Below are 14,079 nucleotides of genomic sequence, written 5' to 3'. Positions count from 1 at the left end.
GTGATCGCATGAGTGGAATCCATTTAGAACATATCAGCCAGCATTTCGGCGAGCAGATTGCTCTTAACGATGTCAGTCTTACGGTGAATGAGGGAGAGTTTTTCTCCCTTCTTGGCCCTAGCGGCTGCGGAAAATCAACGTTATTAAACATCATTGGCGGTTTTTTAGAGCCAACAAAAGGTGTCGTCTATATTGGTGATCAGGATGTGACGACTTTACCGCCTTATCAAAGAAAAACGGGTATGGTCTTTCAAAGCTATGCACTCTTTCCGCATCTGACCGTATTTGATAATGTGGCGTACGGGTTAAAGGTTCAAAAGAAAAAGAAGGCAGAAATCAAAGAGAAAGTAATGGAATATTTGTCTCTTGTGCAATTAGAGGCGTTTGCGAAACGTATGCCGCATCAATTAAGTGGTGGACAGCAGCAGCGGGTAGCGATTGCAAGGGCGCTTGCGATTCAGCCGTCTGTTCTTCTTCTTGATGAACCGCTCAGTAACCTAGATGCAAAACTTAGAAAGAATATGCAGACAGAGCTTCGAAATATTCAAAGGAATGTCGGAATTACAACCATCCTCGTGACCCATGACCAAGAGGAAGCATTAAGCCTTTCTGATCGGATTGGGATTTTAGGTGAGGGAAGAATCCAGCAGATTGGGACGCCTTTAGAGGTGTATCGCCAGCCAAACAATCGATTTGTTGCTGAATTTATCGGACAGGTGAACCTATTTGAAGCAGTATATGATGAAGCTAAAGCTGCATTTATCGTTCCTCATTTAACCCAGTCAAACGGGCAGCATGTTGAGTTAAAGGCTGCGGCACACCAAGAGAAGAAGGGGAATCATTTACTCATGCTCCGTCCAGAAAGAATCAGCATATCTTCTGAGTGGGAAAACGTTCAGCCCAACCATGTATCAGGCGTGCTGGCAGATGTCAGTTATATTGGTCACTCATTACGTTTGGTGGTGGGGCTCGATAGCGGTGAAATGATTGTCCATGCTTCTGATGCAGCATTTCCTGAACTGCCGAAAGCTGGAGAAGCTATTCATATCAATTGGCAGCCTGAAGATATTGTTTTCCTAGATTCGAAGGTGCACACGTGATGCGTATCAAGAAAAAGAATCAGCGATTTCATTGGTTCATGCTGCTGCCTGCGTGTTTGTTTCTTGTTGTATTTCTTCTAGCGCCGCTTGTGATGATGTTCGTCCTCAGTTTTCGCGATGTGGATTCAATGATGAATACATTACAAACGTACAGCTTTTCTCAATATATTCATGTGTTCACGACAGATGCGTATGTGAAGGCGATTGGAAGTACAGTGTGGGTAGCCTTGCAGACAACGGTAATTTGTTTATTGATGGCATACCCCGCAGCATACGTGCTCGTCAAGGCACCTCATCCGCGTCTGCGGGCATTTTTCTATATCTTACTTGTCTCGCCGCTTTTGACAAGTGTTGTGATTCGGACGTTTGCATGGATTGTCCTTCTTTCGCAAAATGGTCTGATCAATGGCATGTTATTAGATTTACATGTGATTGAGAAGCCGCTCTCTATGCTGTGGAATATGAATGCGGTGATTATTGCTTATGTTCAGGTCATGCTGCCTTTTGCAGTGCTGCCTATCGCGACGAGCTTAACCGATATGGATCGTCATTTACGACCGGCTTCTATGAGTCTAGGAGCTGGACGTATTCGAACCTTCTTTCATGTGACCTTTCCACTGACCATTCCAGGTATGGTGACTGGAGCTATTATTGTCTTTTCACTGGCGGCTGGGAGCTATATCACCCCGCTGTTAGTCGGCGGAAGGATGCAGCCTCTGCTGCCGCTGTCTATTTATCAGCAGGTCATGCAGGTGTATAACTTGCCTCTTGCTGCAGCGATGTCCTTTACGTTATTGGTTTGTGTGCTTGTGGTGGTCAGTTTATTAAGCTATCTATTGAAGCGTTGGGAGGCGAGGATGCATGCGTAAAAAATCATTAGGTGACCGTTTGCTTTCAATCCTGATTTGGACTGCTGGGTCATTGGTTTATCTCTTTTTAACCATACCTGTTCTTGTCATCGTCTTATCTGCTTTTAGTCCAAATGCCTTTCCTGAATTTCCGCCGACTTCGTTCTCCGTTCGTTGGTTTCAAGAGGTCGTGTCGAATCCAGAATGGATGGAGTCTCTGCGTATCAGTGTGATTTTGCTATTCATCGTAACGCCGCTCACGGTTCTTTTAGGCACGATGGCTTCGTATGCTTTAGCAAGGCTTACCTTTAAGGGAAAGGAGGCCATCCAAGCCTTCATTTTGTCACCACTTATGATTCCTCAGGTAGTGTTGGGGATTGCCATGCTTTATTTGTTTACGGCTATGGGGTTTACGGGATCTTTGTGGGCGCTTGTCATAGGTCACGTCATTATTGGCTTTCCCTATGTGGTTCGAACAGTAGGCGTCAGTGTCTCGAATTTGGACCCGCAGCTTGAGCTAGCTTCAATGAATCTTGGCGCAGGACCCATTCGCACATTCTTTCGAGTGACGCTGCCTTTGATTAAGCCAGGAATTATTGCAGGCGGAGTGTTTTCAGCTGTGACGTCATTTGGGGAAATATCGATCAGTTTGTTCGTTTCCTCTCCCCAAACCATTACGATTCCCATCAGGACGTTTAATTACATTGAGCAAACCTTTGATCCGAGTGTCAATGCGATATCTGTCATATTTATTATCATTTCTATCATTGCGTTGCTCATCATTGAGAAAACGATTGGCCTGTCTAAGGTGATGTAAATATAATGAAGAAACAAGGGAGCTGTCATTTGAAATGGCAGCTCTTTTTGTGTTGTTTTTACGGTAAATATTTTCAATTTTTCAGGGAATATAGTTCTTAAGATTTAAGAAATTTTGGAGAATGAAAGGAGACCTCTATCCTGCATTTTCGGTCATATTTGCAAATTTTAAGGGGAAACATGAAATTTTTGCGGTATTTAGTCGATTATTTTCGGTTGAACGCAACTATTATTAGTTATTTTCGGTAAATATCGTAAATTATCATGTGATTCATTCGGTATAACGCATGAATCTTTACACCCATTTTTCGGTGAAAAAAACAATAATTTCATATAAAGTGGACGTAAATAGAAAATATTTAAAAAGAAAAGAAGAAAAAGGCAAATCTATGGAAACGTAGAGACGCAAAGCCATGTCCTAAGGTAAAAGTTGCTTTTTTACTATGGTCGGCAGGTTACCGAATCAAAATGGGAGTCCCTCCGTTTTATTCGGGGTGGGCTTCTTTCCGTATTTCGTCTATTTAATCAAATAGACTTGGTTCTTTTGATATAGAGGGTGCAGGGTGTCACATTGGTGGAGAAAACATAGAAGAGGCGGAGGATAAGAATGAATACAGTTTATTACCCCTTAACACATGCGCAAAAGCGAGTATTCTACACGGAAAGATTTTATCCAGGTACAAGTATTTCTAATTTGGGTGGATTCGCCAGATTGAGATCGGTATCAGGTTTAGATCCATCTTTAGTCGTTGACGTGCTTCAAGCGTACATTCGCCAAACTGACTCCCTTCGTTTGAGGCTGGTGTATCGACATGAGCAGGAGGAGCCTGTTCAATATATGAAGCCTTATGAAGAACAGCCGATTCGCATGGAGAAGGGCTGGAGTGAAGAAGAAGTGAGGGCTTGGGCGAATGAGCAAATCCGTGAGCCAATGCCGTTAATTGACAGCCCCTTGATTGAATTTACGGTCTTTCAAATCAGTGATCAAGAGTGCTGGCTGTTCTGTAAAGCACATCATATTGTGGCGGATGGTATCTCGATTATCTTGATGGGAAATCGCATTATCGACTTATACCAGAACATGCTGCACGGGGTAGACATCTCACCGGTTGAGGAGATTTCCTTCGTTGATCACATCATGAGTGAGCAAAGCTATGAAACTTCTAAACGATTTCAAAAAGACCAAGCCTTTTGGAATGAGCAATTTGCCAATATTCCAGATTTCGCTTCTTTAAAACCGCATAAGGGATACGAGATGAGTTTACATGCGCAGCGATTTTCGGGGGATATTCCAGATTCTTTGAAGGAGAAACTTCGTGCTTTTTGTGAAGAGCAGAAAGTCAGTATGCTCTCGATGTTTATGTCCACTGTTTATGTATATTTACATCGTTTTAGCGGCATGGAGGATGTTGTTCTTGGAACCTTTATGGGCAACCGAACGAATGCCAAAGAAAAAAAGATGATTGGTATGTTTGTTTCGACGATTCCAATGCGTGCATCTGTTCATGGGTCGCAAACATTTCTTGATTTCGTAAAACAGGTCATGGCGGATCAAATGAAGATCTTGCGTCACCAAAAGTACCCTTACAATCTCCTCATGAATGATTTGCGAGAAAGAGAAGGGTTTACAGGGCGCCTTTTTGATATTTCTTTAGAATACCAGGTCATGCAGTGGCAGAAAAAAGAGAATCTGTCTTTTATTACTGAACCGATTTTTAGCGGGAGCGGAATGAATGATATTTCAATCCATGTAAAGGACCGCTGGGATACAGATACATTGACCATTGATTTGGACTACCGTACAGATGTATTCACCGAAGAAGAAATCAGTAAGATGTTTGATCGATTTTTGATCATACTAGAGGCGGCGGTCTCTCAGCCTGACCAGCTGATCGGGACACTTCCTTTACTTCCATCAGATGAACAAAAGGAACTGCTGCAACTATCTGAGAGAATCCCGTTTGAAAAACCAGCTGAAAAACCGGTTCACCACATGTTTGATGAGACAGCAAATAAGTATGCAGAGCGGACAGCCGTTGTAGCGGAAAATGGAGCATTTACTTATGGAGAGCTGTATCAAAAGGCAGAAAAGCTGGCGCGGTTTTTACAAATGAAAGGTGTCTCGCGTGATGTGCCTGTTGCTGTCCTAATGGATCGGAAGGCAGATGCTATGATGGCGATCTTCGGCATATTAAAGGCTGGCGGGGCGTATGTACCGATTGATCCGGCATTACCTGAGGAGCGCATTCAATATATTGTGGAGGATTCTGGTGCTTCCATTGTGTTAACAGAGGAATCGTTCGTTTCAACATACCGTGCCCTCTCGGAAAAAATGGTCGTTCAGCAGCAAATCGAATTAGATGATGGTCTGCTGCCTGCGCTTGTAAATCAGTCGGCACCTGAGGATTTGGCTTACATGATTTATACATCAGGTACGACTGGAAAGCCGAAAGGCGTCATGATTGAGCATCTTCAGCTGCATCATTTGGTCCATGCCTTGCATCATGAGATTTATCAAGGGGCGAGTGAGCTTCAAATGGCGCTTCTTGCACCATTCCATTTTGATGCATCGGTGAAACAAATCTTTGCTGCTCTTTTATTTGGGCATACGCTTCATATCATCCCGCGAGAAACGACGAGAAATGGTGTTCAATTAGCGGCTTATTATAAAAAACATCAAATTGAAGCAGCAGACGGAACACCGGCGCATGTGCAGCTTTTACTTGCAGCGGATTTGGACGGGCTGTCATTGACACACATGTTGATTGGGGGAGAAGCATTGCCTGCGAAAGCAGCACACTCTCTTATCGAAGCGCTTCGTATGAGTGAGCCTGATTTTACTTTGTGGAATGTGTATGGTCCGACTGAGACGTGTGTCGATGCGGCGGTTCATCGTCTGGAACTAAGTGAGCTGCGCGAATCATCTGAACAGCAGCGTTATGTGTCGATCGGAAAACCACTCGGTCATCACCGTCTTTATATTTTAAATGACCATGATCAATTACAGGTGCAGGGGGCTATTGGAGAGCTATGCATTGCAGGGATAGGTGTTGGACGAGGCTATGTGAATCAGCCTGAATTAACGGAGAAGGTATTCACGACAGATCCGTTTTCTCCACACGAGCGGATGTATCGAACGGGGGATCTAGTCAGATGGCTTCCGGATGGCACCATTGATTATCTTGGCAGAATGGATGATCAAGTAAAAATAAGGGGTTACCGCATAGAAACAGGCGAAATTGAAGCAGTGATGGAGCAGGTAGATGGAGTCGATCAAGCTGTCGTACTTGTGGTTGATGAAGCGGACGGGGAAAAGGCGTTAAGTGCTTACTATCAAGCTCGTCAAGAAGGTGTGTCAGTTGACATGCTGCAAGCCGCTATCAAACATCAGCTTCCAGCTTACATGATGCCGCTCTATTTCAAAGAGCTCGATGCATTTCCACTCACAGTCAGCGGCAAAGTCGATCGTCGTGCACTTGCTGCTTTAAAAGGCGACAAAGCAGTTCATGCTGTATATGTTGCACCTAGAAACGATCTCGAAACGAAGCTTGTGCGTTTGTGGGAAGAAATCCTTGGTCAAGAGAAGATGGGTGTATATGATTCTTTCTTCGAGCGAGGTGGTCATTCACTTAAAGCGATGACAGTACTCACACATGTTCAGCGAGACTTTCAGGTGGAAGTGCCGCTCTCCATTTTATTTGAACAGCAGACCATTGCTGCTTTGGCTGCCTACATTGAGCAAGCGGAAACATCTTCTGAAACGGTGATACCAAAAGCGCCGGCAGCAGACCACTATCCATTGTCACCTCCACAGCAGCGCGTTTATATGGTGAGTCAATTGGAGCAAAGCACCGCATACCATATGCCGGCTGTTGTGAGGTTAAAAGGAACATTGCAGCGAGAGAAGCTGACTGAAGCCTTTGAAAGACTCATCACACGTCATGATATGCTGCGTACTTCTTTTCATACGTTGAAAGGTGTTCCATGTCAGCAGGTAGCTCCATCAGTGCCATTTCAAATAGAGCAGCTGACAGGCGGCACGATGGAAGAAAATATGCAGCAATTTGTCAGACCTTTTGACCTTGAGTGTGCACCACTTCTTCGTATTGGCTTGAAGTCATTACATGATCAGGAGCACCTGCTCTTTTTCGATATGCATCATCTCATCTCAGATGGTCTTTCGATTGATTTAATGCTGCGTGAGCTGTCAGATGCTTACGAGGGATCGGTCAAAGCACCATTGAAGCTTCAATATCAAGATTATGCTGTTTGGCAAGAACAGCAAGATTTTCAAAAAGAAGAGGCATTCTGGCTGCAGGAATTTTCGGGTGATCTTCCTGCTTTACAGCTGATGACCGATTATCAACGCCCAGCGGTCCAGTCTTTCACAGGGGATCGTGTGATCAAAGAAATAGATGAAACGTTAAAGGAACAATTGCAGGAGCTTGCGGCAAAACACCACACGACACTGTATACGGTTCTGCTTTCTGCTTACTATACATTGCTTGCGAAGTACACGGGTCAACAGGAATTCGTGGTTGGAACACCGGCGGCAGGGCGTGTGCATGCAGACCTGGATGACATGATCGGCATGTTTGTCCAGACACTTGCTTTGCGGTCAGAGGTTGATCCGAATGGAACCGTGTCGCAGTTGATCGAGCAAGTTAAGGAAAAGACGATGCATGCATTTGAGCATCAGCAATATCCATTTGAACGGCTGCTTGAAAAGCTGAATGTACCAAGAGATTTTAGCCGTCATCCTTTATTCGATACCGTTTTTACACTCATGCCAGATCATGGAGCAGCCCAGCATATTGGAGAGATGCAAGTTGAAATTGAAGAAACCAATTTCCATATTGCAAAGTTTGATTTAACGCTGCAAGCGATGGAGTCAGATCAAGGTTTATCCTTTGTCCTCGATTACAGTACGGCGCTATTTAAACGAAGTACAGCCGAGCAAATGCTACATCATTATATGTATTTGCTGGAGCAGATGGTCCAATCGCCGGAGGAAGCGATTCGATCCTATCGATTACTGTCTGAACAGGAAGCGGAAGCTCAACTGAATCTGTGGAATCCGTTACCGACGCCTTATCCGGCAGAAGAAACCATTGTGACGCAGTTTGAAGCACAGGTGCAGGAGCATGGTCATAAGTCTGCACTCCAATGTGAAGGTGTGATTCTTTCTTACCAAGAACTGAATGACCGAGTGAACCAGCTGGCTCATTATTTGCGTGAACATGGGTTTGAAAGAGGGATGAAAGCGGCCTTATTCTTTGAGCGATCTAATGAAATGGTACTCTCTGTTCTAGCTGTACTTAAGGCGGGCGGCGTCTATGTACCAATTGATCCTGATTTCCCTGATGAGCGCGTGAAGCACTTTTTGACAGACAGCGGTGCGCGATTCTTATTGACACATCAAGTGCTGCGCCATCGCTCGGTACTCGCTTCTTTCGAGGGAACCATCATCGAAACAGAAGATCAGGCAATTGACCAGCAATCAGACAGCCCTATAGATGTTGGTATTTTACCAGAGGACTTGGCGAATTTGACCTATACATCTGGTACAACAGGAAAACCTAAAGGAAATATGGTGACACACCGGAATATTTTGAGAACGGTGAAGCAATCAAATTATCTTACCATTCATCATGAAGACACGGTGATGAGTCTATCAAACTATGTATTTGATGCTTTTATGTTCGATGTGTTTGGTGCTTTATTAAACGGTGCGAAACTGATTGTTCTGCCAAAGGATCATATCTTAAACATGAATGAGCTTTCTGGAGCGATTGAGAAGGAAAAAGTCAGTATTTTAATGATCACGACAGCTCTTTTTCACTTACTCATCGATATGAAAAAAGACAGCCTGAAGAACGTCAGAAAAGTTCTGTTTGGCGGAGAGCGAGCTTCCGTGCCTCATGTCATGACTGCACTTGAAACGGTGGGGGAAGGCAAGCTTGTTCATATGTACGGTCCTTCTGAAAGCACGATCTTTACTACGTATTATCCTGTGAATCGCATTGAGAAGCATGCGTTGTCTATTCCAATTGGAAAGCCAGTGAGTCAAACGGCTGTTTATATTGTAGATGAATTTGGGCAGCTGCAGCCGCCAGGTGTAGCAGGAGAGCTATGTGTCGCTGGTGATGGACTGGTGAAAGGATATTATGGACAGCCAGAGCTCACAAGCGAAAAATTCGTGGAAAATCCTTTCTGCCCTGGTGAGGTCATGTATAAAACGGGTGATCTTGCACGATGGCTGTCAAATGGAGAGATTGAATTCATTGGACGAATCGATCATCAAGTGAAGATTCGAGGTCAGCGTATTGAACTTGGAGAAATTGAGCATCAGCTGCTTCGCCATCCGCAATTGAAGGAAGCCGTCGTCATTGCAGCTCCAAATGACACATTATGTGCATATTTTACAGCCGAAGGGTCCGTCTCATTAACTGATTTGCGCGAGCAAGCAGGGCGTGAACTGCCTGTGTATATGATGCCGTCGTTCTTCATGCAATTAGACGAGCTTCCGCTGACGAATAACGGCAAGGTAGATAGGCGCGCCTTACCGGTGCCTGACCTAAGTGAGCAGGGGGTAAATGAGTACATCCCTCCTCAAACCGAAACAGAGCATCACGTAGCGCGCATTTGGGAGGAAGTTCTTGAAGTGCCGAGAATCGGCAGGGACGATCATTTCTTTGAATGCGGTGGCCATTCGCTGCGCGGCATGAAAATGCTGAACAGGCTGTATGAAGAGATGCACGTGGAGCTCACTTTGAAGTCTTTATTTGAATCTCCAACATTAGAGGCGTTTGCCTTTGCGGTTGATCAAGCGGATCAAACGGAGATCAAGCGGGTGGAGGTTGCAGAAGAAGCGGCCTATTATCCAGTGACATCTGCTCAGAAAAGGCTGTTTGTATTGGAGAAAATGACCGATGCGGAGCAAAGCTATCATATGCCGGCTGCTTTAAAGCTAGAAGGTGTTTTTGATGAAAAACGATTTAAAAAAGCGATTGAGCAGCTTGTCCATCGTCATGAAGCATTTAGAACGAGCTTTGACTTTGTTCAGAATGAACCTGTTCAACGGATTGAATCAAATATTTCCTTAGACATTGAGGAAATCGAAGGGAACGGAAGAGACATACAGGAATTGATGAATGACTTTATCCGTCCATTTGATATAGAAAAGGCGCCTCTACTCAGAGTAGGTCTAGTTTCTGCTTCCGTAAATGTTCATTATTTGCTGATTGATATGCACCATATCATTTCAGATGGTGCATCTGTGGGCATTTTAATTGAGGAGCTTTCAGCCTTGTATCGAGGGGACAAACTAGAGGAATTACCTGTTCAATATAAGGATTATGCGGTTTGGTCAAAAAGCGAGACGTTTGCTGCACAAATAGAAGCTGAAGAGGCGTTTTGGCTGGAGCAATTACAAGGAGAACTGCCTGTACTGGCACTACCGGAAGACCTGCCAAGACCAAAAGTGCAAACATTCGCAGGAGATCGCGTCTCATTTACAATCAATGGGCCGCTTAAAGCGAAATTGGATGAGATGGTCAGAGCGCTCAACAGTACGACGTATACAGTCCTACTCACTTGCTACAGTACCCTTTTAAGCAAGCTATCAAGACAAGAAGATATCATCATCGGTTCACCGATTGTGGGCAGAACTCACCCTGATATTCAATCTGTCATTGGTATGTTTGTGAACACGCTGGCACTTAGAACAAAGTCAGCAGGACATCTGACAGCTGCAGAATTTGCGTCAAATGTTCATCAACTTGTGTTAGAGGCAAATGAGCATCAGTTGTACCCATTTGAAGAATTGGTAGACCAAGTACAAACGGTTCGAGACACTAGCCGTCACCCAATCTTTGATGTGGTGTTCTCGATGGAAAATGCGGATATCCGTGATTTAACGATGGATGGACTTCACATCGTTCCAGAGCCATTTGAAGAAAATATCGCCAAATTTGATTTGACCTTAACTGGAAACGAATCGACTGATCACATTGAGCTTGTGTTCGATTTTAATACTTCTATCTTTCAACAGTCTTCGATTGAAAAGTGGAAGGAGTTTTTCCTTCATTTATTGGAACAAATGGTATCAGCGCCAGATCAATCGCTAGATCAAATGCAGCTATTATCACCGAAGCAGCAGCAAAAACTGCTCAGTGAATGGTCAGGTCCTGTCCTAGACGTTCCGTCAGATCAAACCATTCATAAACTGATCGAGGCTAAAGCATTTGAAGCACCGCACCAAAAAGCGGCAACCTTCTGCGGAACAAGCTGGACGTATGAAGAACTGAACAGTCGGGCGAATACAGTCGCTTCAAGGCTCATCTCAAACGGCATAAAACGAGGAGATCGCATCGGCATTCTCACCCGTCCGTCCCTTAATATGACGGCAGCTGTCCTTGGCGTCTTGAAGGCAGGTGCGGCATTCGTTCCAATCGATGCGGATTATCCGGATCAGCGCATTACCTACATGCTGGAAGACTGCGGGGCAGAGGTTCTTTTGATGCAAAAAGGATTGACTGCACCATCTTCATTCACAGGTCATGTCCTATTGATAGAGGATGCCGTAAAAGGTGAAGCGCAAGAAATTCAGATTCATATGAAACCGACTGATCTCGCCTATATGATTTACACGTCTGGAACAACAGGACAGCCGAAGGGTGTCATGGTCGAGCACCAGTCCCTTGTAAACCTAGCGTTTTGGCACAATGATGCCTTCCAAGTGACCAATGCGGACCGAACCGCTAAATATGCCGGCTTTGGCTTTGATGCCTCCATTTGGGAAATGTTCCCGACATGGATCGCCGGCGCAGAGCTGCACATCATCGATGAAGCGATTCGTCTCGATATGATCAAGCTCAATGCGTATTTCAATCAAGAAGGTATCACCATTGCGTTCCTGCCGACCCAGTTATGCGAGCAGTTTATGTCAATGGACAATCATTCTCTGCGTTACTTACTAACAGGCGGAGATAAGCTGAAACAGATAAAGCCTGTTCCATATAAACTCGTGAATAACTACGGTCCGACGGAAAATACAGTCGTGGCGACAAGCGGGATTATCAATCCAGATCAAGGAACGCTTCCAATCGGAACAGCGATTGCCAATACACGTTTTTACATTATGGGTTCGTTATATGACCTCTCGCCGCCAGGCGTACCGGGTGAGCTTGTGATCGCAGGAAAAGGACTGGCTAGGGGGTACTGGAATCTTCCGGAGGAAACAGATAAACGATTTGTCCCAGATCCATTTTATCCAGGTGAGCGCATGTATCGCACAGGCGACTTAGTGAAATGGACAGAGGATGGCGAGCTGATCTATCTCGGCAGAAAAGACCATCAGGTCAATATCCGAGGCTTCCGGATTGAGCTATCAGAAATTGAAGCTCAGCTTCTTGAGCTGGATTCAGTCAAAGAAGCAGTCGTGACAACGGTGAAAGATGCAAGCGATCAAGACGCCCTTGCCGCATATGTCATCACGGAGAATGAAACAGAAGACTTAAAAGAAAGCTTAAAACGCACGTTGCCAGACTATATGGTGCCTTCATGGATCATCAAGCTAGACCAACTGCCGATGACGGCAAATGGCAAAGTCGATCTGAAAGCATTGCCAGCGCCTGATATGGAAGCAAACCAAACGGCTTACGAAGCGCCAAGAGACGAAGTCGAAACGCTTCTATGCGGCATTTGGGAAGACGTACTTGGCGTGAGCCAAGTCGGCATTCACGATCACTTCTTCTTCCTTGGCGGAGATTCGATTAAAGGCATTCAAATGGCAAGCAGACTCACACAAGCGGGCTGGAAGCTCGATATGAAACTACTATTCCAGTACCCAACGATTGCAGAGCTGCGCCCATATATCGAAGAAGCTGATCAACTGACAGCCGACCAGTCACCTGTCGAAGGGGAAGTCATTTTCACACCGATTCAGCGCTGGTTCTTTGAGCGAAACTTTACGAGTCAGCACCATTGGAACCAATCGGTTATGCTCCAAGCGCCAAATGGTTTGGATGAAACCATCGCTCAGCAAGTGTTGGAGCAGCTTATGATCCATCACGATGCCTTGCGAATGGTGTATCCGCTTGAAGAAGGACGCGTGATCCAGCGTCATCGAAAAATCGAAGAAAACTTGGTGGCTGTTGATGTAATGGAAGTACGAGGGGAACTGTCGGAGCAAATCCTGCAGGTAGAAAAGCTGGCAAATGAAGTGCAGGCGAGTATATCGCTAGCGGAAGGACCTTTAGTAAAGCCAGCTATTTTCCGAACGGATCAAGGGGATCATTTACTGCTCGCTGTACATCATCTTGTCATCGATGGTGTGTCATGGCGTATTTTCCTTGAAGATTTTATAGCTCTTTATGAACAGTCGAAGCGCGGGGAAATCCTGACACTTCCTGAAAAAACACACTCTTTCCAAGAATATGCCCAGAAGCTGACGGAATACGCGATGTCAGATGAGTTGCTGTCGGAAAGAGCCTATTGGAAAAAGGTACTTGCGCATTCCGTTACACCGATTCAAAAGGATTATGTGACAGAAGATCAGCGGATGCTTCATACACAGACCATTCGTTTTACATTGTCTGAGGAGGAAACACGCAGTCTGCTGACAGATGTACATGAAGCATATCAAACAGACATCAATGATATTTTGCTGACAGCACTTGGATTGTCCATGAAAGAGTGGACAGGTGAAGACAGACACTTTATTCATCTTGAAGGACACGGGAGAGAGAACATCCTCCCTGCAATCAATGTATCACGGACGATTGGCTGGTTTACAAGTATGTATCCTGTGTTACTGGATATGTCGCATGCAGACGATCTTTCTTATCAGATCAAGCATTTAAAAGAGGAACTCAGGCACATTCCGAACAAGGGAATCGGCTATGGCATATTAAAATATTTAACCCCTGACAAGATGAAGGACGATATCTCATTTGATCTCGCGCCAGATATCAGCTTTAACTATCTTGGTCAGTTTGATGAACAGATCAGCGGTGAGTTAAGCCGCTCAACGTGGCATCCAGGACAATCGCTGAGTCCTGAATCAGAGAAACCTCATGCACTTGATATTGTGGGATTCGTCGAACAAGCCATGTTCCATGTGACGATTTCTTATCATCAACTTGAATTTGAAGAACGTACGATGGAACAATTCAAGGATCTTCTTGAAAAGAATGTGAGGGCGCTGATTTCACATTGCGTATCACAGGAGGAAACCCAGATGACACCTAGTGATGTAGGGGATGAAGATCTCACGATGGATGAACTTGAAAAGCTAATGGATATATTTTAAG

The 14,079-nt window shown here is 44.8% G+C and carries 4 protein-coding genes and 1 riboswitch; all 4 genes read left to right on the top strand.

Annotated features, from left to right (window positions below; all coding sequences use genetic code 11):
* The first annotated feature begins 8 nt into the window (after nt 1-8).
* A complete protein-coding gene (locus tag C6Y03_RS11630; RefSeq protein ID WP_106039336.1) occupies nt 9-1,100 on the top strand; it encodes an ABC transporter ATP-binding protein in 1,092 nt (363 codons plus the stop codon).
* Nucleotides 1,100-1,969: an ABC transporter permease gene (locus C6Y03_RS11625; RefSeq protein WP_060595513.1), complete on the top strand. Its 870-nt coding sequence runs from the start codon at nt 1,100-1,102 to the stop codon at nt 1,967-1,969. Before C6Y03_RS11630 ends, C6Y03_RS11625 begins: the two co-directional genes overlap by 1 nt.
* Nucleotides 1,962-2,765, top strand: coding sequence for an ABC transporter permease (locus tag C6Y03_RS11620; RefSeq protein WP_060595514.1), 804 nt, complete (start codon nt 1,962-1,964; stop codon nt 2,763-2,765). The genes C6Y03_RS11625 and C6Y03_RS11620 overlap by 8 nt, the downstream gene beginning before the upstream one ends.
* A 369-nt stretch (nt 2,766-3,134) precedes the next feature.
* Nucleotides 3,135-3,227: riboswitch (cyclic di-GMP riboswitch) on the top strand.
* A 144-nt stretch (nt 3,228-3,371) separates the two neighbouring features.
* Nucleotides 3,372-14,078 (top strand): non-ribosomal peptide synthetase, encoded by a 10,707-nt coding sequence (locus C6Y03_RS11615; RefSeq protein ID WP_189318320.1) that lies wholly within the window; start codon nt 3,372-3,374, stop codon nt 14,076-14,078.
* The last annotated feature ends 1 nt before the right edge of the window (nt 14,079 follow it).

It is taken from the genome of Bacillus sp. LNXM65, assembly GCF_002998575.1.
GTDB lineage: Bacteria > Bacillota > Bacilli > Bacillales > Bacillaceae > Bacillus.
Note: the sequence above shows the minus strand (reverse complement) of the source record. Positions and strands in the feature narration are given on the sequence as shown.

What these genes read in the sequence shown, in the direction of transcription:
- C6Y03_RS11630 (WP_106039336.1), top strand. Translation starts at nt 9, where the DNA reads ATGAGTGGAATCCATTTAGAACATATCAGCCAGCATTTCGGCGAGCAG.
- C6Y03_RS11625 (WP_060595513.1), top strand. Translation starts at nt 1,100, where the DNA reads ATGCGTATCAAGAAAAAGAATCAGCGATTTCATTGGTTCATGCTGCTG.
- C6Y03_RS11620 (WP_060595514.1), top strand. Translation starts at nt 1,962, where the DNA reads ATGCGTAAAAAATCATTAGGTGACCGTTTGCTTTCAATCCTGATTTGG.
- C6Y03_RS11615 (WP_189318320.1), top strand. Translation starts at nt 3,372, where the DNA reads ATGAATACAGTTTATTACCCCTTAACACATGCGCAAAAGCGAGTATTC.